Below are 22,384 nucleotides of genomic sequence, written 5' to 3' on the forward strand. Positions count from 1 at the left end.
ACAGCACATGTTCGAAGAAAACCGTGGCACCGTTCCGCTCGCGGAGCGCCTGCGCCCCCGCACCATCGACGAAGTCATCGGCCAGAAGCACTTGCTCGGGCCGAGCAAGCCGCTGCGCGTCGCATTCGAGTCGGGCGAAGCGCACTCGATGATTCTGTGGGGCCCGCCCGGCGTCGGCAAGACCACGCTCGCGCGCCTCATGGCGGCGGCCTTCGACGCCGAATTCATCTCGCTGTCGGCGGTGCTCTCGGGCGTGAAGGATATCCGCGAGGCGGTCGAGACCGCGCAGATTCATCGCGCGAACGGGCGGCAGACGCTCGTGTTCGTCGACGAAGTGCATCGCTTCAACAAGAGCCAGCAGGATGCGTTCTTGCCGCACGTCGAGTCGGGACTTTTCGTGTTCGTCGGCGCGACGACCGAGAATCCGTCGTTCGAAGTGAATAGCGCGTTGTTGTCGCGTGCGGCCGTGTATGTGCTGAAAAGTCTCGACGCCGACGAGCTCAAGGAATTGCTCGAACGGGCCACCGCCGAACTCGGCGGGCTCACGTTCACGGACGAAGCGCGGGATGCGCTCGTCGGGTCCGCCGACGGCGATGGCCGCAAGCTGCTGAACAATCTTGAAATCGTCGCGCGGGCGGCGGCGCAGCAAAAGAAGACCGAGGTGGACGGTGCGCTTCTCGGCAGCGCGCTCGCGGAGAATCTGCGCCGTTTCGACAAGGGGGGCGACGCGTTCTACGACCAGATCAGCGCGCTGCACAAGTCGGTGCGCGGCAGCAATCCGGACGCCGCGCTGTACTGGTTCTGCCGCATGCTCGACGGCGGCGCGGACCCGCGTTACCTCGTCCGGCGCATCGTGCGCATGGCGTGGGAGGACATCGGGCTTGCCGATCCGCGCGCCGCGCGCATCGCGCTCGATGCGGCGGAAACGTACGAGCGCCTCGGCACGCCGGAGGGCGAACTGGCGATCGCGCAGGCGCTCATTTATCTCGCCGTCGCGCCGAAGTCGAACGCGGGCTACAACGCGTACAACGAAGCGCGGCGCTTCGTCGGCCGGGACCAGTCGCGCGGCGTGCCGGTGCATCTGCGCAACGCGCGGACCAAGCTGATGAAGGAACTCGGCTACGGTCACGAATATCGCTACGCGCACGACGAGCCGGACGCGTACGCCGCCGGCGAAACCTATCTGCCCGAGGGCATGCGCGATCCGCACTGGTATCAGCCGACGCCGCGCGGACTTGAAGGCAAGATCGGCGAAAAGCTCGCGCGGCTCTCCGAACTGGACGAGGCGTGGCGCCGGGAGCATCGAGAGCCGAAGAAGCGTTGAGCGTCGTTTCGCTGCGGCACTTGGCGCATTTCGCGAAGCGATGACCCGGTGCCCGCGAACGCCGATGCCCGTGCGCTAGAATCGGCGTTTCCGAATACTTAACAAACGCAGCCCCGCCATGCTCGACATTCAACTTCTCCGCAAAGACCTGGACGGCGTCGCGAAGCGCCTCGCCGATCGGGGCTATACGCTCGACGTCGCCGCCTTCGCCGCGCTCGAAGCCGAGCGCCGCGAGATCCAGACCCGCACCGAAGAAATGCAGGCGCGCCGCAACAGCCTGTCGAAGCAGATCGGCGCGATGAAGGGCCGCGGCGAGGACACCTCGGCGGTGATGGCGGAAGTCGGCGGCATCGGCGACACGATGAAGGAGTCGGCGGCGAAGCTCGACGACATCCAGAAGCGCCTGTCGGACCTCATGCTGACCGTGCCGAACCTGCCGCATGAAAGCGTGCCCGTCGGCCAGGACGAGACGCAGAACGTCGAAGTGCGGCGCTGGGGCGCGCCGCGCACGTTCGACTTCGAGGTCAAGGATCACGTGGACGTCGGCGCGCCGCTCGGCCTCGACTTCGAGACCGGCGCGAAGCTCTCGGGCGCACGCTTCACGCTGCTGCGCGGGCCGATTGCGCGGCTGCATCGCGCGCTCGCGCAGTTCATGATCGACACGCACACGGAACAGCACGGTTACACCGAGGCGTACACGCCGTACATCGTGAATCCGGAGATTCTGTACGGCACGGGCCAGTTGCCGAAGTTCGCGGACGACATGTTCCGCGTGGAGAAGGGCGGCGATGAGCACACGGTCACGCAGTACCTCATCTCGACGTCCGAGATTTCGCTGACGAACACGGTCCGCGACAGTATTCTCGAGGCGAGCGCGCTGCCCGTGAAGCTGACCGCGCATTCGCCGTGCTTCCGGTCGGAGGCCGGCTCCTATGGCCGCGATACGCGCGGCCTGATTCGCCAGCATCAGTTCGACAAGGTGGAGATGGTGCAGGTCGTCGCGCCCGAACATTCGTACGCGGCGCTCGACGAGATGGTCGGCCAGGCCGAAGCCATCTTGCAGAAGCTGGAACTGCCGTATCGCGTGATCACGCTCTGCACGGGCGACATGGGTTTCTCCGCCGCGAAGACGTTCGATCTGGAAGTCTGGCTGCCGGCGCAGAACACCTATCGCGAGATTTCGAGCTGCTCGAACACCGAGGCTTTTCAGGCGCGGCGCATGCAGGCGCGCTTTCGCAACGCGCAGAACAAGCCGGAGTTCGTGCACACGCTCAACGGCTCGGGGCTCGCGGTTGGGCGTACGCTCGTCGCGGTGCTGGAGAACTTCCAGAACGCGGACGGCTCGGTGACGATTCCGGCCGCCTTGCGTCCCTATATGCGCGGTGCGGAGCGGATTGAAGCGCCCGCTGCTTGACGTTTATTTGCAAAAAGGTGCTTGGAAACGTTCTTAGAGTTCGGTATACTTCGAGTCTTCGTTGAGCAACGACCCGTTCAGCGAAGGCCGGCAGCAGCACGCTGGTAGACGGAAAGGTGGCAGAGTGGTCGAATGTACCTGACTCGAAATCAGGCGTACGGTTTCCCCGTACCGTGGGTTCGAATCCCACCCTTTCCGCCAAGACATCAAAACCCCGCAAGTCGTCAGGCTTGCGGGGTTTTTCGTTTTGGGACGCGTTCGAGCGCCCTTAAACTGCGCAGCGCGCTACATCGAAGCGCAATTCAGGCTCCGGTACGCCGCCATCGTCCGACGCAGCGTGCTGCACTTTCACGATCGATCCGTAGCCCGACGGCGTCAGGGTGACGAGCCACGCATTCGATCCGACGAGAAGCTCCGTCGAGCCCTGATCGCGCGTCATCTGGGCGGACGGCAGCATGCGCTGCAAGCAGCTCGATATATCCGACGCCGAGCGCGCCGACGAGACATAGATTACGGGCTTCGACGCCCGCAATTCGGGGCCGCTCGTCGATCCGCACGCGGCCAGCGCCGCCGCAGCCGACGCGAAAACACAAGCCAGGGTCAAGCGATACAAGCTCATAACGCTCCGTACAAAAAGTCGATTCGCCGCACTTGAACACACCCGAAGACACATCGCAAGGGCAGCGATCCGGCGCCATACACAGCCCCAAAGCAGCCGGCGACGAAACCGGGAATGCTATCATCGGCCTCATTGTCCTCGTGCGCGGTGCGCGTCGAACGTTCGCGAACGGCGGCTCAGCGCCCGCATGCAGGCCGCACGAATCCATCCGCATCGCTCAATGTCCATCACGCTCAAGACACCCGCCGACATCGAAAAGTTGCGCATCTCAGGCCGCATGGCCGCCGAAGTCCTCGCGATGATCGCCGAACACGTCCGCCCCGGCGTCACCACGGACGAACTCGACGCCCTGTGCAACCGGTTCATCGTCGAGGAGCTCAAGGCCGTGCCGGCGAACGTCGGCTACATGGGCTTTCCGAAGACGGTCTGCACGTCCGTGAATCACGTCGTCTGCCACGGCATTCCCGGGCCGAAAGAGCTGAAGGACGGCGACATCATCAATATCGACGTCGCGATCATCAAGGACGGTTACTTCGGCGACACGAGCCGCATGTACTACGCGGGCACGCCCGGCAAGGAAGCGCGCCGCCTCACCGAAACGACTTACGAAGCCATGCTCGCGGGCATCCGCGAGGTGCGTCCGGGCGCGACGCTCGGCGACATTGGCTTTGCGATTCAGTCGGTCGCGCATCGCGAAGGCTTCTCGGTCGTACGCGAGTATTGCGGTCACGGCATCGGGCGCGTGTATCACGAAGACCCGCAAGTGCTGCACTACGGTCAGAAGGGCGCGGGTCTGCGTCTGAAGCCCGGCCTCGTCTTCACCATCGAGCCGATGATCAACGCGGGCCGCGCGGCCACGCAGCAATCCCGCGACGGCTGGACCGTGACCACCAAGGACCGATCGCTCTCGGCGCAGTGGGAGCACATGATCGCCGTCACCGAAGACGGCTACGAGGTGCTCACGCCGTGGCCGGATGGCACGGGCGCTTATCCAGCGCCTTGAGCCGCGATCCGAGCCGGCCACGCACGGAGCGAGACGTTGCCCTGCGGACGATGTGCGCTGTAAGGCACTTTCCGACGATTTAGGAATTGACGGGTTCGCCCGTTCGGTTGAAGCTACGCGAATGGGCGATGTGCCCGAGTTGCTGCAAAGCGATCGGATCACAGCCAGGAAGCCAGAGAGATAATTGCCCGCATGAGTCCCTCACTGACCGTCAGCCGCATTGCCGCCCAACAGGGTTCGGTTCTGCGCGAGCTTCGCACCGCGTCGCTGCGCGAAGCGCCGTACGCTTTCGGCGAGACGCTCGAAGACGCGCTGCTCGTCGATCCCTCGTGGTTCGATCAGACCGCCGCGCTGCATGCCGGCTCGCCCCGGCTCGCGACGTTTCTGCTTTACACCGAAGGTCATCCCGCAGGGCTCGTGCATGCGTACATCGAAGAGAGCGGCGACAAGCGCGCTTTCGTCAGCGCGCTGTGGGTGGCGCCGGCAGTGCGTCATCTGCGTGGCGGCGAATTGCTCGTGAACGTCGCGTCGCAATGGCTCGCCGAGCAGGGCGCAGCGGAAGTGCACGCGTGGATCGCCGACGAGAACCGCACCGCGATGCGCTTCTATGAACGCCTCGGCTTCGGTCCCACGGGCGATCGCCGCGCCATGCCGCCGAGCGAGCAGGAAGCCGAATCGCTCTATGTGCGTCACATGAATTCCGGGCACGACGCCTGAAGCCTTTCCGGCCCATCTCCTCGCGTGCGCAGGGCACGCGCTCATCGTTTCCGCTGGCTGAAATTCGGTCTTAAAAACTATGGCCGTGAGCGTGTACGCCTGTAAAATACGCAAAATTTTTGGCCGTTCCTATGTCGCTCAACAAAACGCCCTTCTTCGAACTGCGCAGCGGCTCCGTCGACACGCTTCTCTTCGTCGTCAAAACTCCCGACCTCGACGCCCTGCGCACCGAACTCACGCGGCGCTTTGAGGCGACCCCCGAATTCTTCGCTAACGACGTCGTCGCCATCGACGTGCGGCGTCTCGCCGGTTCGGGCAATGGCGGCGAGGGCGAACGCATCTCGCTCGCGGAACTCGAGACGCTGTTGAAGAGCGTGCGGATGCGGCCGGTGGGCGTCGTCGCGCTGCCCGCGCAGACATGGGCCGTGCAATGGGCGAACGCGGGCGGCCTGCCGATTCTCGAAGCACGCGACCGACGCGGCGCGCCCAAGCCTTCGGTGGACGAAGCGAAGCCCAACACCGAAGCCGCCGCCGTCATCGAAGCGGCTGTCGCCAAGGAACCGCCGCCCGCGGCGCCGCAACCGGCGACCATCATCGACCGGCCGCTGCGCTCCGGGCAGCAGGTCTACGCGAAGGGCGATCTCATCGTGCTCGGGCTCGTGTCGTACGGGGCCGAGGTCATCGCGGAAGGCAACATCCACGTCTATGCGCCGCTGCGGGGCCGCGCGCTCGCCGGCGTGCACGGCAATCTCGACGCGCGCATCTTCTGCACGTGTCTCGAACCGGAACTGATCTCCATCGCGGGAATCTACCGGACGACCGAGAACCCGCTGCCCGCCGACGTGGCGAGCAAGCCCGTGCAGATCTGGCTTGACGAAGAAAAACTCATGATCGAACCGCTGCGGCTGACCTGAGGCCGCGCGCCCCGTGCGTTTGGCGCGCGCTCGAGCAGGAAGCGCAGGCGGACCCATTTGACGAACACAAGGTACTTGTATGGCAAAAATCATTGTGGTGACTTCGGGGAAGGGCGGCGTCGGCAAGACGACCACGAGCGCGAGTTTTGCATCGGCGCTCGCGGTTCGCGGCCACAAGACCGCCGTGATCGACTTCGACGTCGGTCTGCGCAACCTCGACCTCATCATGGGCTGCGAACGCCGTGTGGTGTACGACCTCATCAACGTGATCCAGGGCGAGGCGAATCTGCATCAGGCGCTCATCAAGGACAAGAAGTGCGAGAACCTCTTCATCCTTCCGGCGTCTCAGACTCGTGACAAGGACGCGCTCACGCTCGAAGGCGTCGAGAAGGTCATCAACGAACTGATCAAGATGGATTTCGAGTACATCGTGTGCGATTCGCCGGCCGGTATCGAATCGGGCGCGCTGATGGCCATGCACTTCGCCGACGAGGCGCTCATCGTGACGAATCCGGAAGTGTCGTCCGTGCGCGACTCGGACCGCATTCTCGGCATCCTCGCTTCCAAGACGAAGCGCGCGATGGAAGGCAAGGAGCCCGTGAAAGAGCATCTGCTCATCACGCGCTATAACCCGAAGCGGGTGTCCGAGGGCGAGATGCTGTCGCTCAGCGATATTCAGGAGATTCTGCGAATCGAGCTGATCGGCGTGATCCCGGAATCGGAAGCGGTGCTGCATGCATCGAATCAGGGTTTGCCGGCCGTGCATCTGGACGGCACGGATGTCGCGGAAGCCTACAAGGACGTGGTGTCGCGTTTCCTCGGCGAGGACAAGGCGCTGCGTTTCACCGACTATCAGAAGCCTGGTTTGCTGCAACGCATCTTCGGCACCAAGTAAGGGGACGCAATGTCGATTCTTTCGTTTTTGCTGGGCGAGAAGAAAAAGTCCGCTACGGTCGCGAAGGAACGCTTGCAGTTGATCATTGCGCACGAGCGCGCGGGTGGCAAAGCCGCCGCCGATTATCTGCCGGCGTTGCAACGGGAACTGGTTGCCGTGATTTCGAAATACGTGAAGATTTCCGATGACGATATTCGGGTGAGCCTCGAACGTCAGGACGATCTCGAAGTGCTCGAAGTAAAGATCGAGATTCCACAGGCTTAGCGCCGCCATCGGTCCGCGCGGCGCATGTCGCGCGGACATCGAAATAAAAAGCCAAGATCGGGCGATCCTGGCTTTTTGCTTTGGCGCGCTATCGTTTGCGCGCGCTATTTCTGCGGCGCGGCGGCTTCTGTCTCGGTCTCAGTGCCCGTGTCCGGCACTTCGGGCGACGGCGCGGCGGGACTCGGCAGCGGCGTCATGTAGCGTTCGGACAGCGCCTCGTACAGCGGCGGCGCGAACACGCGCGAAACGCGGCTCGAAATGACCGCGGTGGCCATCAGCGAGATAACGAGCGCGTGGCCGTTGATCATCTCCATCACGATGACGAACGCGGTGATCGGCGACTGCGTCACGGCGGCGAGATAGCCGACCATCGCGAGCGCGATCAGCATGGGCAACTGCATGTCGCCGAAGACCATGTGCAGCACGTTGCCGAAGCCCGCGCCGATGGACAGCGACGGCGCGAAGATGCCGCCCGGAATGCCGGGCAGATACGAACCGATCATCGAGATCATCTTTAGGAGCGGATAGAACGCCGACAGATGCTCGCGTCCTTCGAGCAGGCCGCGCGCTTCCGCGTAGCCGCTGCCGAAGGTGTTGCCGCCCGACACGATCCCCACCACCGCGATCACGAGCCCGCACAGCGCCGCGAACGCGACCGGCTGCGACGCGTGCAGCTTGCGCAGCGGCGCGGGAATCCACTTGCTCGTGTTGAGCAGCAGCCAGCAGAACACGCCGCCCGCGATGCCGGTGACGATCGCGGTCACGACGACGGCGACGGCCAGTTCCTTCGGAAAATGCGCGCCGATTTCGATGGTGCCGAAGTAGGTGTAATTGCCGTTGAGCCCGAGCGCGACGATACCCGCGATGATGATGCCCGTGATCAGCACGCCGCTCGCGCGCACTTCGAAGCTGCGCGTGAGTTCCTCGATCGCGAAGACGATACCGGCGAGCGGCGTGTTGAACGCCGCCGACAGGCCGGCAGCCGCGCCGGCCAGCACGAGCTGGCGTTCGATCAGCGAGTTCGAGCGCGGATAGAAGCGCCGCATGTTGAACATCAGCGCCGCGCCGACCTGCACGGTCGGCCCTTCGCGACCGATGGTGAAGCCGCCAAGAATCGCGAGGAACGAAACGGCGATCTTGCTGGCGAGAATCCGGAGCGTGAGCAGACGGCCGCCCGCCGCCGTTGTCGGGCTGTGCAGCACGGCGATTACCTGCGGAATGCCGCTGCCCTCCGACCCGCGAAAGAACGTGCGCGTGACGAGCACGCAGAGCGCCGCGACCGCCGGCGTCACGATGAGCGGCAGCCACGTGTGCTCCGCGCGAAAACCCATGAAGAGACCGTATCCCCAGTCGATGAGCCGCGCGTAATACACCGCGACGAGACCAACGAGAATGGCGCCTAGCCAGAAGATCCCATAGCGGCGCCAGAGACTGCGCGTTCGGCGCGTGGTGATGGTCGAGAGAGAACGAAGCGCGCGGATCATGCGAAGGCCATCGGCAAAGCGCCGATTATAACGACGATCTCAGAAAGGCAATTCGCGCCGCAAGCGTTCGAACGAAAGCCCCAGCAGAAAAAAGAACAGGCGCGAGGCTTTCGCCAGGCGCCCATGAAACGCTCCCGTCCATCAGGAGCGGAGAGGAGAAGGGAGCCGGGCGCGCCGCAATCGACGGCACGCTCGGCATTACAGCTTCGGACCGCGCCGGCTCGCCGGAGTTCAAACGAATCGAAAGTGGTCCGCAAAAAAGTGTCAGGCGGTCAGCATTTCGAAAGCGACGACCGCCGCGATCGCGCCGAGATTGGCGATGAGCGCCTCGCAGACCACGCCGCGCCACGTCGCGGGCCGAAACCTAATCGCGAGCAGCAACGCGACCGAGAGCGCGATGGCGATCATCGCGACAAGATGGGAACTGGCCAGATGAATACGCATGATGGTCTCGATGCAACGGAGTTTTATTGTCCACAATTGGTCGAACCGCTCGCGGCGAATCGGACGGAAAAGCCATTTCGCCGCCAGCTTGCCGACTGTCAGCCGGTGTTACCTTGAATGCGCGTACCTGATTACGTTGCCACGGGAATTTTGTTTCGACGCTAGGTACAAACCCCGCATGCGCGCGATCGCTTCCGACAGGCGCGCCGACCGCAGTCCGAGGAGCATTCGCCAATGACTTCCCCGCCGACACGTTCGCTCGAAGTCGATTTCTTTCGAGGGATCGTGCTGTTGATCATCGCGGTGGACCACATATCGGGAAGCGTGCTCTCGCGTTTCACGCTGCATCAATACGCGTTTTGCGATTCCGCTGAAGTTTTCGTGTTTCTTGGTGGTTACGCGTCGGCGGCGGCTTACACGGCGCTTGCGACTCGCCGGAGTGATTCGGCCGCTCGCCGTCGCTTTTTCCGGCGCAGCTGGGAGATCTACCGCGCGTATCTGTTGACGGCCACGCTCATGCTGGTCGGCGGCGCGCTGCTGATGCTGCTGCGAATCGACTCGCCGATGCTGCCGTACACCGCGTGGCCGGCGCTGCTCGCGCATCCGTTCAGTCTGCTCTTCGATGTCGCGCTGTGGCGTCAGCAGCCGTATCTGTCGTCGGTCCTGCCGATGTATTCGCTCTTCGCGCTCGCTGTGCCGGTCGCGGTGCCGCTCGCCGAGCGCAGGCCGGTCGTCGCGATATTCGGCAGCCTGCTCGTGTGGCTCGCCGCGACGCCGCTTGCGAACGCGCTTCCGCCTTCCTATGCGCAGGCGTGGTCGTTCAATCCGTTCGCGTGGCAACTCATGTTCATGACCGGCGTGCTCTCACGGGTGCAGCCGATCAGCGACGGCTTTCACGCGGGCCGGACCGCTCGCGTGCTGACGTGTTTGGCTGTCGCGCTCGCGCTGACGTTCGCGTTCGCGAAGCTCTTTCTGGAAACGCAGCCGCCGCCGGGGTATATGAAGCAGAACCTGGCGACGCTGCGCATCGTGAGCTTCGGCGCGGTCGCGTGGATCATCGCGCGTGCAGTCTATGCGGGCTGGATCGGCAAGCTCGCACGCAGGCTGCCGGGCATCGTGACGGTCGGGCAGCAGGGACTCGTGTGCTTCATCGCGGGCGCGGCGGTTTCGCTCGTGCTGGATTCGGCGCTGCGCGCGATGGGCGTCGAAAACCTCGGGCGCTATCCGTCGCACTGGTTGGCGGGACTGGTCGCGGATGCGATCGCGGTCGGTTTTCTGCTCTGGCTCGCGCGGTTCTGGGCGGAGCGCAAGGCGGCGCGTGTCTGCCGCGCGAAGGGGCAGCGGCGTGCCGTGATCGATCGACGGCCCGTGCCTGTGCATGCGGGCAGTCAGCGGGATCGGTGAAGGCCGCTACCGCCTTCATTTGAGTGCGACTTCGCGTGAAACAGTGCGTGGGGCAGAAGCGGCCACGCTCGCTGACCCAGCCAACCGCCTCCCTTCGAGCGCCACGCTGAGCGGCTTAGCTCGCCAGCCACGGCCAGCGACGGCCTGCGCATGCCGTCGAGGGCAATCGCTGAATGGTTCCGCCGGTTCGCCGCCGCTTCTTTTCAGCGGGATGTGCGCGGATCAGCGCGCCCGGCACGAGACGGCGACAGCCTATGCATGCCGGCAACCGTGCATCGCTGATCGGTTAGCCGCTGTGCTACGAGCGCCCCGTTGTGCGAATTAGCGCGCCGGTCGCGACACGTCGACGGCCTGCGCATGCCGTCGACGCGCTATGACGGACCGGCCTATTTCATCTCAGCGACGTTGCGCGGCTTGGCGCACCGCCCACAACCCGCGACGGCGTATCCAAAAACCGTCATCCGCCGCGCGGCCGCCTTCATTCCAGCACGATGTCCCGCGTTTCGCGCATGGCAAGCACCGCGAGCAGACTAACCGCCGCCGCCGCCGATACATAGCCGCCGACCCATGCCAGCCCGCCGCGATTCGCAAGCAGTTGCGCGATATACGGCGCGACCGATGCGCCCAGAATCCCGCCGAGGTTGTACGCGACGCCCGCGCCGGTGTAGCGCACGTTCGTCGGAAAGAGTTCGGGCAGGAGCGCGCCCATGGGGGCGAACGTCGCGCCCATCAGGAACAGCTCGATCGTGAGGAAGAGCGCCACGTAAGCCGTGTTGCCGCTGCCGAGCAGCGGCAACATCGCGAAACCGGACAGGATCGCGGCGATGCAGCTCACGGCGAGGACCGGCTTGCGGCCGAAACGGTCGCTCGCGATGGCCGAAATCGGCGTGGCGATCGCCATGAAGAGCACCGCGAAGCAGAGCAGCCCGAGGAACTTTTCGCGCGAGAAATGCAGCGTCGAGACGCCGTACGACAAAGAAAACACCGTCGAGATGTAAAAGAGCGTGTAGCAGACGACCATCGCGAGCGCGCCGAGCAGCGTCGGCGCGAGGTAGCGGCTGAAGAGCGTCGCGATCGGCACCTTCACGCGCTCGTGGCGTTCGAGCGCCGCACGGAACGCGGGCGTCTCGGCAATCTTCAGGCGCACGTAGAGCCCGAGCGCCACCAGCACCGCGCTGACGATGAACGGCACGCGCCAGCCCCAGCTGCGAAACTGCTCGTCCGACAACGACAGCGCGAGACTGAAGAAGAGGCCATTCGACGCCAGAAAGCCGACCGACGGCCCGAGCTGCGGGAACATGCCGAACAGGCCGCGCTTGCCTTGCGGCGCGTATTCCGTGGCGAGCAGCGCCGCGCCGCCCCATTCGCCGCCGAGCCCGATGCCCTGCCCGAAGCGCAGGATGCACAGCAGCACGGGCGCGAGGCCGCCGATCGAGTCGTAGCCGGGAACGAAGCCGATCAGCGTCGTCGAGAGGCCCATGACCAGCAAGGACGCGACGAGCGTCGATTTACGGCCGACGCGATCGCCAAAGTGCCCGAACAGGAACGAGCCGATCGGCCGCGCGAGAAACGCGATGCCGAACGTCACGAACGCCGAAAGCGCCTGCGCGGCGGGCGAGCCGTGCGGGAAGAACACCGGCCCGATGACCAGCGCGGCGGCGGTCGCGTAGACGTAGAAGTCGTAGAACTCGATCGCGGTGCCGATGAAACTCGCGAAAATCACGCGCGAAGTGCTTTGGGCGCCGTCGCCGGGCTTGGCGGCGGAAAGCGAGGGTGATGACATGGTGTCTCCGTGTGGCGTTGTAGTGTGTCGTGCTGTTCGCGCGCATCGGCCGGGCGCGCGAAAAGGGCGCGACGTTGAGCGACTGGGAAAACGGGCGCGATGGCTCGCGCTGCGCGGGACGTGGTGCTTGGGCGCTTCGCACGGCGCGCGGGGTGAGCACGCGGCGAAGGCCAGGCCGGACGGAACCGGCAGGGGGTGCCAAAAATTATAACGATCGTGCCCGACGAGCGCCAATCCGCACTAGTCGATGCTCGTCGCTTGCGGCGAATGCGACGTCTGAAGCTGGAACTGACCGTTGTCGTTGAACATCCATCCCTCGAACAATTCGACTTGACCTTTGCCGTTCAAGAGCCGTGCGGGCGGCGGAGGCAGCGGCGCGGCGCGTCGGAGAGACGCGAGCGCGGTGGCTTCGGCTTCGTCGTCACCATTGGTCCGATACACAGACGACTGCACGAGCCGCCCGCTGCGATCCACCGTGAACGCGACGAGCACGAAAGAGCGCAGCATCGCCTGCGGCGTGCCGTGCAGCACGAGCGAAGAATTGCGCTCGAAGATCCTCTCGGCGATGCGCGTCTTGTATTGATCGAGCGTCAGTCCGGGCGCCGGCGACGGCGCGGCGGCGCGCGCCTGAACGACGCTCGGCGGCGGCGTGAACGTGCAGGCGGCCGTCGCGAGCGCCAGGACGGCGGCGAGCCAGGCGGCGGTGAGCCGAACGGGCGATGCGGGCGTCGCGATCATGATTCGTATGGACGAGGGATGCGCAGGGCGATATCTAAATGGTAGTCGCTGATGGGGCGGCCCGCTGAGAAACGCTTTCCGGGTGCGGGTTTTGCTCACTTGAGCCAGATACTTCGAACGTAAAAGGAGGGAGCCATGACCGGTGAAACGAATCGTCCCGATGACGCGCAGCCTGCCGAGCACAGCGATAACGAGAAAAGCAAGCTGCCGGAGCGTAATGACGAAGGGCGCAAACAGGCGCCGCACGATCATCCGGGCAAGCAGCCCGGTGAGGGCGAGGCGCCCGTGGGTTGAGCACTCGATTGCGGCGTTTTGCGCTGTTTTGCGTCGGCTACTCGGAGTAGGGCTTGACGAGTTCGGCGCAATGCAGCGGTGAGGTCGAGCGCGTCGCGGCCGTTTCGGCGGCGCGCGTCTCGACGCATCGATATACGCTGTTCGTCTTTTGCAGGATGTACGTGTCTTCGGGCAATCCCGAACTGCGCGCCGCGACACTCGTCACCGCGACGATGGCGTAGCCATTCTGGATTAGATCGAAGAGCGTGGTGTCGGTGCGGCGCCATTGGGCGTTGGATACGGTGTCCGCCTGAGCCGACGCTCCGCTGCAGCAGGCGGCGAGCGCCAGAAGAAGTGTCACGCTGCGAATGTGCTTCATCGGCGGGCTCCGCGTTCAGTCATGAGCGCGGTTAGAGGGCGCAGAGGACGCGGCGTTCACTCAATTGCAGCAAAGAGAGACGGCGGCAGCGAAAAAAAGCCTCGCGCGCGGCGAGGCCAAAGCCAACCTACCATTGAAGACTCCCATCACGCGGATACGGGGGAACGCGTGAAGGAGCTTTTCGACGATACGTTGCAGGCGATTGTGTCGCAATGCGGTTTTTCTGAATGTGCGGGGTATTTCTTGGTTCATCGAGCTTTTATGGCGAACGCGGCGGGGGTTTTGACGAAGATGTATTCTTCGTCGCGATACCCGTTGGCGTGTCGTTTATCAAGAGTTCTCTCCTCGTCGCGTCCAGGAAAAGAGCGATACGCGGACGCGTCGCTACGACGCACGGTTTTCGCAGTAGCTTTGGCGATCGAAAGCTCACAGGGTTACGCGCGCGGCCCTTTCGGAGCGAGCGGCGGCCTGAATCGCGGTGGTTAAATTAAGGCTGGGTATCGCCGCACTGACTTCCCAAAAGCGGCGCCGCCGATTGCGCGAACGTAGGCGCTGGCATCTCGTCGGAAGTTGGCAGCCGCGCCGTTCATCGCCTTAATATTGAGACACTCTTAACAACTTAGGAAAACCGCCCGCTAGGATAAGCACTCCTGTTCAAATAGCGGAGGTGACATGTCGTTTCCCGAATGGGGATGCTCCTATAATGCGCTCTACGTGCCTTTGAGCGGCGGATGGCATTGCGCGCTCATGCCGGCCCACGAAGTGCGGGAGATTGAGAGCATGGCGACTTCCCGTCGAAGAACGCGAGCAGAAGCAAAAAGAGCAGAAGAAGCAAATAGAGCAGGATCGGCAAGACTTCGACCGCCTGTTTCGAGTAGACATTCATCGACGCGGCGCGGGCGCATCCTCGGAGTTTCGCGAGTACGCCGAATTCATCAACAAGCGCCTGCGCGTCTCGAACTGGGATAAGCCTATTGACGGGCACGGAATCACGGGCATTCTCCGCCATGCGGTTCGCCACGGTCGACTTGTTCCGGTGATCGCCCGAAATTGGCACGGCGGTCACCGCGTGTTCAGGCACTATGCACCTCAGCATTGGGTGAGCCGATACGGCAGTAGTCATGGCGGCGCGAATGCGCCAGCAGGTCGATTCACAGGCCCATTTGCTGCCTCTATGCACGTGGCGGACACAGTAATGAACAGCCGACTCGCGAGCAGTAGTCGCGCGTTCAGCAGCGCGGAAGTCAGCGGCGGCGGTAGCGGCTTCGATTGGCTTGGCGCTACGGAATCACTCGCCGGGGCCGCATCCGGGGGCGCGACGCCCAACGATGACGGCGATGATTCGATGTTGAAAAGCTTCGGTGATACTGACGATAGCGGCGGCGATAGCCTGGTCAGTGACGCGCAGTCGTTTGATTATCTGCCGAATGCATTGGGCGGCGACGTGGCCGAATTGGCGGCGCGTAGAGTCAGTGAGGCGGAAGAAGCCGATTTGCTTCGGGCAGTACGAAACCGACATGGAAATGTGTTCAGCAGGTGCTGCTGTGTATCAAAGTCCGGCGTACTTCATCGAATGCAAGGCGCGTGCATTTCAACGTTATCAACAATGCAGAGGGTATTAGCATGAACAAGCCACCGAGAGCAGCGATTGTCTTCTACGACGAGGACACGGGCGAATTCAAATCTGTAACGTGCAACGCTCGAAAGTTGAAGCGCAGATTCAGCAAGCGTTGGTCATGCCTGTCCCACTTGAATCAAGCGCCCCTCACTCGGCGATTACGGACGGGGACGCAAGAAGACTCGGCGGTATGGTCATGCTCATGCAAGGTCATACCAACCCAGAACTGCGGCAACGTTTCCAATTCACGATCGCAAACCCGATCAGTTGGGACTCTGCCGATAACGCGGGCCAAAAGTAGACGGCTGGAGAGACTTGAGCAATCTATCGGGGTCGACAGATTGACGACTTCGTAGAATCGCGTTGGCGGGATTCCGTCGTATTGTGTGAAGTCTGGCGTGGGGTCTCGCAGTTGCCGCAACCAGATTCTCAAAATAGCGCGGTCGTCTTCCCATACCTTGCCGATGCGCTCTCCTCCGCAAAGACGTTTTTTCAAGAATCGGGCAACGCTGAACGGTGCTAGCGGAATGGGTGTTGTCTTATAGGTACAGAGGAGAGGCGAAGCGTTGCAGTGAGGTATAGAGGCAGCCCGCCGTTGCATCAACACAGTCACCGGTAGTTGAGCCGAAGCGGAATTGGCTCAGGCCACCGCCTTATGCAAAGTAATCGAAGACCGAAAAAGACAAAGCCTCGCAAGTCTTTAAACTTGCGAGGCTTTCTATACGGGCTGGCGGAGGCGGTGAGATTCTCGCTTAGTATAAAGCCGGGCCTATGAAATCAACAACTTAGCTGCTTCGGTTAGCGTAATACTGGCACACATTCTCGGCACACACAAGTGACCCATAAATTCAAACCAATAAGCATTACGGCGCTTGGTCAGCCCAGCCGTAGAGTTCGAAAAAGCTATCGCGTAGAGTCAAAAAACGTTGAGCCCGGCAACCTGCCAGTCCAGCGTTCGTGCGCCGACGATGGTGTCGAGCGGGGTCGCCTGAAGTTTCGTTTTCAGAAGGCTATCGCAACTGGATTGCTTGTTATCTGCAGCGACCACGGCTCAAGCTCGGTTACACCTTCAGCGGCGAGAGCCAAGTCCTCATAGCGAGCTTGAGCGTCATGTCGCGGGGGGGGGGAAGNACGGAGAGCTTCTTCAACAGCCTGAAGAACGAACGGGTGCATGCTACGCGATACCGCACCCATCAGGAAGCGATGGCGGACCTGTTCGAATACATTGAAGTGTTTTATAACCGCAGTCGTCGTCATTCGTCGCTCGACTTCGTATCACCGGTTCAGTTCCTGCAAGACTGGATGAAGGCTCAGCAGACCAAGGACGCGGCCGCATAACCAGAGGCCTCTGGAAGGCGAAAAACCGAGGGAACCTCACTTCGATATTCAAATCAGGAACGGCGCGCGGAGCGCCACGTTTGTGCGAGACGATGCCCTGATATGTTACTCGTCGATTTCTATCGACACCAGCGATGACGCGGTGGAATTTGTTTGCGAGCTGTTCGCAGGCGGGACTGCCACAAGGAAGAAGCGAGAAGAGACTGACGTGAGCGACATCAAAACCCGAGTCTACGAAGGCATCTGGTTGGATGGAACACCAATGTCGCTGTTGTGCATCCTCGACGCAGGTATTGAAGTGCACGACGCTGCCGCTCTGATGCTTCTCGAAGCATCGCGCATTTGCGCTTTCAATGAGCGTAAAACACTGGCGCCATCCGGCGAGAACGTCATTGTTCAATCAATTCCCGATTACGACACGCCGCCGACACGGCTTGATACCGAAATCACTGAGGGCGCTCGCACCGCTTTTGCTCACATGACTGAGGTTGACGTCGCCCGTTGGGGTATTCCGCGCCACTTGAGCCCGCCGCTGCGCAAATCCTCAAGGCCGTGCTTGATGCGTATGCGGAAGCGAAGCGCCGCGGCTGAGACCGACTTCTTTGCCGCCTTCACAGAACGCGATGGCGCGGTGCGCGTGCGCGTGTACTCTGGCAACTGGTATGCATGAACCGCTCGTCCATGTTTTTGAGCGGGTCGACGTCGCCCGTATAAACGGTGTCTCGGACCTCACGCTGTGGGAGCAGGCGGAGATGCTCTTATCGCGGATGAAAGATTCGAGTGGACCGATTTCGACGACGAATTTGTTTACTGTGTTGCTCGACTATCCGACTGCAACACAACGTGACCGGCGCACTGTTCGAATTGAAGTCGCGCACAACGAATGCGAGGCGTTCGCAAATTTTTTGGGGTCTCACACTATCACCGGCATATTCGTCGTTGTGCCCCACGATTTCAACATGTATCAACAGGAGCGCTCGCACGATAACTAGCCGCTGCCTCCTGCGTGTTTTGTGTCAAGAAACCGTTTTCCGCGTCGTTGACGTACGTGCCGGCTTATTACAACAATTGGACCTGGCTCATGGATGAAAAGTATTTGCAGCGGCGTTGAAAACGCTGCAGGACGAGCCACTCCTCGGACTACCGCGCGACTCCGATTTAGCAGCGCTGGTGGACATGTTTTACCCGGACTACGAAATCGACGCGTCCGGGAAAACGGTTTTTGGACCTGCAGACGCGCAGACCTAAATCGTCTGGTTGAGTGATGCGGGTTGCGACTTCGTGTGGAAGAAAGTGTTGAACCTGTCATCAACGAGGCTTATCAGTTTTGTTCGGTGTATCTCGGGAAATACCTTAATATGGCGATGCGCCGCCCGAGCGACTTTGAGTACATGACTCGCAATTGGCCGGATGACTGAAAACAGTACACGGCCGCGGTCGTGCGCGATGATAAAGATGCGGCAAGGGCCTACGCAACCAAACTGATGCCGCTCGCACCGGACTGCCCCTATCCGCCGCTGCTTCGGCCCTATCGATACGACAACAGGCCCACGCCGCTTGTGACCAAGTCGGCGCTCGATGATGGCACTGAGTGAGCCTCCTTCAGGTAACCATGTGAGCCAAGGCCGTCCTACAGGGCGGCCGTGTTGTTTGCGCGTACCGTACACTCCTGCCGACAACAGGCGGAGGCGGTACGGAAGACGGATGTTTTGATAGTCGCGGCAACAGTTGTGGCTCGCATGAAGTATAAAAGCGCGAAGTCAGCTTTGAGTTCAAGAAAGTGGTCGCGTGCGTCGTGGGAAACGAGCTTGCATGTAGTCTTCGCTCATGAAAGCCGCTCGACCTGTTGTGTGGTCGATGCCTGTTACGACGTTCGACCGAGAATACCAACGAAGCCAAAGGCAATTCAGAAGGGTAGCTATATGTGGTGTGCTGGTTCTGAGCGCAATTTGACTCTGAGCTTACGCATTCCAAGGACACCTTACTCGAGGCTCAAACATGGCTGCTTTACTCGACCAATTTACGACGATAGACCCAGTGGAACGACTCAATCTGCCGTTGAAGCTGTCGACGCGCATTTCACTTGAACAATACGTGCTCTTCTACATCGATGAGTACAAGACTCCGGTCCAACGCAACGCGCTAATAGAAGAGATGCTGGTCAAGTTCCGCAGTCTTGACCCCGGATTTGACAAGTTCGTTAAGAAAATGACGTTAGAGCAAAAAGCGCTCGTCGAGCAAGCTCTCAGGTCACAAAAAGGCTCTCGTCAAACTGATGCGGCCAGCGACGCGCCCGCCCACGGCGACTGACCTACTCTGTTTTATTCGACAAATCCCGCCGTTCGCGGGATTTGGTTCTGGCTAGCGTCCTATGCGCAATCGACGCAAAGCATCTGCCCACCCGAAACCCACTCAGAGCATGCAAAACCAGAGTGCCGCATCAACGCTCCCTCACGCGTGCACAAATGCGTGATGGGCCCTGGCGCCCGGCAAAAAGGCCACCTCGTGACGTGGCCCTCCAATTCACGACGGGTTATCGTCTGGTGAGTAACTCAGCATGATTCAGCGAATCAACCAGCCTGCTTCAACCACTCCTGATATCGCACAGGGAGCTTGAGTTTATCAAACCGCACCTTACCGATGACTTGAAGGAGGTGCTGTGGCGTAAAACCGTTCCCGTAGAGAATGGCGCTGCTGTGCTCGCGGAAGAGCTTCCTATCCGCGTCCCGCGGCAGCTTTCGACCAGAGTAAAATTCGCCCAATCCCGCTGGCCAAACGCCGTCATAGACTTGTACGTCCCGAATGCGGTCTTCAAGCAAGTGCCGAAAGCTGTGATTGCCAAACCCCTTGCCGAATTTAAGCCGGTCTCGGACGTGCCGAAGAAAAGCCTGTTCGTATGAACGTCCCCATATCGGCGTCTTGCTTTCAGGATTCGGAATCGACGACGGGAAGACAGGCGTACCCGGTTGTTGTGTTGCTTTGACCAAGTCGATGAATTCAAGAAATCCAAGTTGTAGCAATATGGGATGGGCGGGAACAGTACGACGGGTTGCTTTATTCTTCAGTCGTCGCGCTGGCAGTTTTCCGTCAATCTTCCCTTTCTTTTCCTTTTTGTCAGACGCTCCTTCGCTAATCTCGGTTTGCAAGGTCATATACAAGATTCCATCAACAACTTCGAAATCATCTCGCATGAGTTGCACGACTTCACGCACACGATATCCGTGACACATCGAGATTAAGGGGCACCAATAGCGGGCAGCCAAGTCTGCCTTCATCTTCCCCGTCCAGTGGGTCGCGGAGGGGTCATACCAGTCAGATGCGAACAACAGATTCAGCTGCGGTTCAGTGAGGGGGTACCGCGGCCGCTTGCGTGCCTCCTGCTCCTCTTCGGAAAGTTCCGGCGTGACTTCCAGCCCGAGCACGGGATTCGCGGCTGTCATAAGTCCCTTGGTCCGAGCCAAAGCGAACATGTCACGAAGGGCTCGTTTGGCGTGCCCGTCGACATAGCTTTGCGACCAGCCGTCCTTAGCGTCGTGTAACCGCGCTTCGAAAAAGTCGTAGATGTCCCCAGACTTCACAGAATCTAACGCGACATCGCCCACAAAATCGACAAATCTTCTCCAAATGGAGATATTTTTAGAAATCGACTTTGCGTCGACCCTGCCTTTACGGTGCTCTCTGAAAACGTCAGCCATAGCGGAGAGCCGCTCACTGGTGATTTCAATCTCAGGGAACTTTGCCCGTTTGCCACCGCTTTTTGCTGCGATGACCTCTTGAGCGATTTGCTCCGTCTCGGCGAATTGCATAACCAGGTCGTTGAATCGTGCGTCGACAGCGTCGATGGCGTATCCCATGTCCGCGGCGTACTCGATGACAGTCTTGGCTACGTCTTTGAAGTGCCGAGAGCCGGTTCCCTGGGATAACACGCTTTCGAGAGTCTCTATAGAATGCGCGGAAAAGCCTTCGACTTCTTCTCTCTCATCGTCGCTGCGCCCGAAGATAACAACTTCCAGTCTGTTTGTGCCTTCCCACGACCTCATCCGATGTCCGCAGATTTGGTCCATCACACGTTGAGAAAGGACGGTCTGAGCCGGGTCAGAGGCCGCTCGTTTGCTACTTTCGAGAAGCGGGAGCCACTCTGCCCGGTAGTCGGCTGCCATTTGCGCTGCTCGGGCTTCGGCGAGACGCTTGACCGATGTGAACAGAGACTTCCGGATGAAGGGCTCTCCGTTGTTGACCAGGCTTTGGAGTTCGGTCGGAACGTGGATACGCAGGTACCAGTTGCGACTGCCTGAGCGGCGATAGACGTTGTGAGGCATGCTGTTTTCGTAGAGAGGTGGCACACATTCCCGGCACACCAAGCCTTCTTAACTCGTTGAAAAAGAAGGATTATACGAAAAATCAACGCCTTAGGACGACGTGGCGGAGGCGGTGAGATTCGAACTCACGGAAGGATCGCTCCTTCGCCGGTTTTCAAGACCGGTGCCTTAAACCGCTCGGCCACACCTCCAGCACGGCGCGTATTGTAGCGCAACTCGCCGGCGTCGAGCGACGTCAGCCTTCGAGCGTGCGCGTCGCCCGAAGCGCGGGAAACAGCCGCATCCACACAATCGCGGCGACGACCGTCCCCAGTCCGCCGATCAGCACCGCTGGCACCGCGCCGAACAGCCCCGCCGTCATGCCCGACTCGAACTCGCCCAGCTGATTCGACGTGCCAATGAACAGCGAATTGATCGCGCCGACGCGGCCGCGCATCTCGTCCGGCGTCTGCAACTGAACGAGCGACATGCGCACGACCACGCTGATCACATCGGACGCGCCCAACGCCGCCAGCGCAACCAGCGAGAGATAGACATTGCGCGACAGCCCGAACACGATCGTCGCGATGCCGAACGCAATCACGCCCGCAAAGAGCGCCGTGCCCGCGCGTTGGCGCAACGGAAAATGCGCGAGCCAGATCGACCCGGCCAGCGCGCCCACCGCCGGCGCCGCGCGCAGAATCCCGAGTCCCCACGGCCCGGTATGCAGAATGTCGCGGGCGAACACGGGCAAGAGCGCGGTCGCGCCGCCGAGCAGCACCGCGAAGAGATCCAGCGACAACGCGCCGAGAATCACCGGCTTGCTGCGAATGAACGCGATGCCCGAGAACAGTGCCTCGAACGACAGCGGCGCGCGCATGCGTACCGCGTTGTCGATTCTGATCGCGCCGACCGCGCAGGCCGCGACGAGAAACGCGACCGTCACCGCGCCGTACACCGTCAGCGCGCCCAGGCCGTAGAGCAGGCCGCCGATCGCGGGGCCGAGAATCTGCGCCGTCTGGTTCGCGGACGTCGACCAGGCGCTCGCGTGCTGCAACTGGTTTCTCGCGACGAGGTTCGGCAAGAGCGCCGCCATCGACGGCGATTCGAACGCGCGCGCCGCGCCCGTGATCGCGGCGATCGCGTAGATCGGGCCGGCGTGGTTCCAGCCGCGCCACGCGGAAAGACACAGCATCAGCGCCGCGATGCTCTCGACGGTCTGACAGACATACGCGATCGTGCGCCGGTCGTAGCGATCCGCGACGTGCCCGACGACGAGCGTCAGCACGAACATCGGCAGGAACTGCGCGAGGCCGACCAGACCGAGCGCGAACGCGCTGTGCGTGATCGAATACACCTGCCAGCCGATCGCGACCGACATCATCTGAAACGCGACGGACGACATCACGCGCGCCGTCCAGAAGAGCGCGAACGGGCGATGCCGCATGACCGAGCCCGGCGCCATCGTCGGGGCG

At 61.7% G+C, this 22,384-nt stretch carries 22 protein-coding genes, 2 tRNA genes and 1 pseudogene; 15 read left to right on the plus strand and 10 right to left on the minus strand.

From position 1 onward, the window contains the following. The first annotated feature begins 7 nt into the window (after positions 1 to 7). The 3 genes from GV035_RS13240 (at position 8) to GV035_RS13250 (ending at position 2,939) form a co-directional block, all read left to right on the plus strand. Complete coding sequence (locus GV035_RS13240; protein ID WP_159835532.1) at positions 8 to 1,324, plus strand: replication-associated recombination protein A; 1,317 nt, start codon at positions 8 to 10, stop codon at positions 1,322 to 1,324. 118 nt (positions 1,325 to 1,442) lie between these two features. Then, entirely contained in the window at positions 1,443 to 2,738 is a 1,296-nt protein-coding gene (serS, locus tag GV035_RS13245; RefSeq protein WP_159835533.1) for a serine--tRNA ligase, read from the plus strand. Between the two features lie 110 nt (positions 2,739 to 2,848). Beyond that, a tRNA-Ser gene (locus tag GV035_RS13250) sits at positions 2,849 to 2,939 on the plus strand. Between the two features lie 67 nt (positions 2,940 to 3,006). Here the strand turns inward: GV035_RS13250 and GV035_RS13255 are convergent. Further along, on the minus strand, positions 3,007 to 3,357 hold the full coding sequence (locus tag GV035_RS13255) for a hypothetical protein (RefSeq protein ID WP_159835534.1): 351 nt from the start codon (positions 3,355 to 3,357) through the stop codon (positions 3,007 to 3,009). 220 nt (positions 3,358 to 3,577) lie between these two features. Between GV035_RS13255 and map the strand changes: the two genes are divergently transcribed. From map to minE, 5 genes are all read left to right on the plus strand, one after another. Beyond that, complete coding sequence (gene map / locus GV035_RS13260) at positions 3,578 to 4,360, plus strand: type I methionyl aminopeptidase (protein ID WP_159835535.1); 783 nt, start codon at positions 3,578 to 3,580, stop codon at positions 4,358 to 4,360. Positions 4,361 to 4,552: 192 nt separating this feature from the next. Then, the gene (locus tag GV035_RS13265; protein WP_159835536.1) at positions 4,553 to 5,077 is read left to right on the plus strand and encodes a GNAT family N-acetyltransferase; all 525 of its coding nucleotides are present in this window, start codon (positions 4,553 to 4,555) and stop codon (positions 5,075 to 5,077) included. 131 nt (positions 5,078 to 5,208) lie between these two features. Next, complete coding sequence (gene minC, locus GV035_RS13270) at positions 5,209 to 5,991, plus strand: septum site-determining protein MinC (RefSeq protein WP_159835537.1); 783 nt, start codon at positions 5,209 to 5,211, stop codon at positions 5,989 to 5,991. Between the two features lie 79 nt (positions 5,992 to 6,070). After that, a complete protein-coding gene (minD, locus tag GV035_RS13275) occupies positions 6,071 to 6,886 on the plus strand; it encodes a septum site-determining protein MinD (RefSeq protein ID WP_159835538.1) in 816 nt (271 codons plus the stop codon). Positions 6,887 to 6,895: 9 nt separating this feature from the next. After that, on the plus strand, positions 6,896 to 7,150 hold the full coding sequence (gene minE / locus GV035_RS13280) for a cell division topological specificity factor MinE (protein WP_008350955.1): 255 nt from the start codon (positions 6,896 to 6,898) through the stop codon (positions 7,148 to 7,150). A gap of 104 nt (positions 7,151 to 7,254) precedes the next feature. On the opposite strand, the gene GV035_RS13285 is transcribed toward minE, so the two are convergent. Both GV035_RS13285 and GV035_RS13290 read right to left on the minus strand, forming a co-directional pair. After that, on the minus strand, positions 7,255 to 8,634 hold the full coding sequence (locus tag GV035_RS13285) for a chloride channel protein (protein ID WP_159835539.1): 1,380 nt from the start codon (positions 8,632 to 8,634) through the stop codon (positions 7,255 to 7,257). A 264-nt stretch (positions 8,635 to 8,898) separates the two neighbouring features. Further along, positions 8,899 to 9,078, minus strand: coding sequence for a hypothetical protein (locus tag GV035_RS13290; RefSeq protein ID WP_159835540.1), 180 nt, complete (start codon positions 9,076 to 9,078; stop codon positions 8,899 to 8,901). A gap of 234 nt (positions 9,079 to 9,312) precedes the next feature. Here GV035_RS13290 and opgC point away from each other — a divergent pair, with 234 nt between their 5' ends. Further along, a complete protein-coding gene (opgC, locus tag GV035_RS13295; protein ID WP_159835541.1) occupies positions 9,313 to 10,482 on the plus strand; it encodes an OpgC domain-containing protein in 1,170 nt (389 codons plus the stop codon). 478 nt (positions 10,483 to 10,960) lie between these two features. Here the strand turns inward: opgC and GV035_RS13300 are convergent, their stop codons facing one another. Beyond that, complete coding sequence (locus GV035_RS13300; RefSeq protein ID WP_159835542.1) at positions 10,961 to 12,265, minus strand: MFS transporter; 1,305 nt, start codon at positions 12,263 to 12,265, stop codon at positions 10,961 to 10,963. 240 nt (positions 12,266 to 12,505) lie between these two features. Next, positions 12,506 to 13,003, minus strand: coding sequence for a TonB family protein (locus GV035_RS13305; protein ID WP_159835543.1), 498 nt, complete (start codon positions 13,001 to 13,003; stop codon positions 12,506 to 12,508). A 135-nt stretch (positions 13,004 to 13,138) separates the two neighbouring features. Between GV035_RS13305 and GV035_RS29110 the strand changes: the two genes are divergently transcribed. Further along, the gene (locus tag GV035_RS29110; RefSeq protein WP_201303973.1) at positions 13,139 to 13,297 is read left to right on the plus strand and encodes a hypothetical protein; all 159 of its coding nucleotides are present in this window, start codon (positions 13,139 to 13,141) and stop codon (positions 13,295 to 13,297) included. A 37-nt stretch (positions 13,298 to 13,334) separates the two neighbouring features. On the opposite strand, the gene GV035_RS13310 is transcribed toward GV035_RS29110, so the two are convergent. Beyond that, entirely contained in the window at positions 13,335 to 13,655 is a 321-nt protein-coding gene (locus GV035_RS13310; protein WP_159835544.1) for a hypothetical protein, read from the minus strand. A gap of 772 nt (positions 13,656 to 14,427) precedes the next feature. Between GV035_RS13310 and GV035_RS13315 the strand changes: the two genes are divergently transcribed. Then, positions 14,428 to 15,282: a hypothetical protein gene (locus GV035_RS13315; protein WP_159835545.1), complete on the plus strand. Its 855-nt coding sequence runs from the start codon at positions 14,428 to 14,430 to the stop codon at positions 15,280 to 15,282. A gap of 907 nt (positions 15,283 to 16,189) precedes the next feature. On the opposite strand, the gene GV035_RS29740 is transcribed toward GV035_RS13315, so the two are convergent. Further along, entirely contained in the window at positions 16,190 to 16,321 is a 132-nt protein-coding gene (locus GV035_RS29740; protein ID WP_268892259.1) for a hypothetical protein, read from the minus strand. Positions 16,322 to 16,404: 83 nt separating this feature from the next. Here GV035_RS29740 and GV035_RS13320 point away from each other — a divergent pair. The 4 genes and pseudogenes from GV035_RS13320 to GV035_RS13335 form a co-directional block, all read left to right on the plus strand. Next, positions 16,405 to 16,611 (plus strand): annotated as a pseudogene (locus GV035_RS13320) (IS3 family transposase); the annotation flags it as partial. Between the two features lie 208 nt (positions 16,612 to 16,819). Next, the gene (locus GV035_RS13325; RefSeq protein WP_159835546.1) at positions 16,820 to 17,281 is read left to right on the plus strand and encodes a hypothetical protein; all 462 of its coding nucleotides are present in this window, start codon (positions 16,820 to 16,822) and stop codon (positions 17,279 to 17,281) included. Beyond that, positions 17,274 to 17,603 (plus strand): hypothetical protein, encoded by a 330-nt coding sequence (locus tag GV035_RS13330; RefSeq protein WP_159835547.1) that lies wholly within the window; start codon positions 17,274 to 17,276, stop codon positions 17,601 to 17,603. Before GV035_RS13325 ends, GV035_RS13330 begins: the two co-directional genes overlap by 8 nt. A gap of 1,006 nt (positions 17,604 to 18,609) precedes the next feature. After that, positions 18,610 to 18,921, plus strand: coding sequence for a hypothetical protein (locus GV035_RS13335; RefSeq protein WP_159835548.1), 312 nt, complete (start codon positions 18,610 to 18,612; stop codon positions 18,919 to 18,921). Between the two features lie 260 nt (positions 18,922 to 19,181). Here the strand turns inward: GV035_RS13335 and GV035_RS13340 are convergent, their stop codons facing one another. The 3 genes from GV035_RS13340 to GV035_RS13350 form a co-directional block, all read right to left on the minus strand. Further along, positions 19,182 to 20,930 (minus strand): DUF6538 domain-containing protein, encoded by a 1,749-nt coding sequence (locus tag GV035_RS13340; protein ID WP_159835549.1) that lies wholly within the window; start codon positions 20,928 to 20,930, stop codon positions 19,182 to 19,184. 101 nt (positions 20,931 to 21,031) lie between these two features. After that, positions 21,032 to 21,121: transfer RNA gene (locus tag GV035_RS13345), tRNA-Ser, on the minus strand. A 44-nt stretch (positions 21,122 to 21,165) separates the two neighbouring features. Further along, positions 21,166 to 22,374 (minus strand): MFS transporter, encoded by a 1,209-nt coding sequence (locus GV035_RS13350; protein WP_201304033.1) that lies wholly within the window; start codon positions 22,372 to 22,374, stop codon positions 21,166 to 21,168. Positions 22,375 to 22,384 lie beyond the last annotated feature (10 nt).

The sequence above is a fragment of the Burkholderia sp. 8Y genome (assembly GCF_902506145.1).
In the GTDB taxonomy this organism is placed as follows: Bacteria; Pseudomonadota; Gammaproteobacteria; order Burkholderiales; family Burkholderiaceae; genus Caballeronia.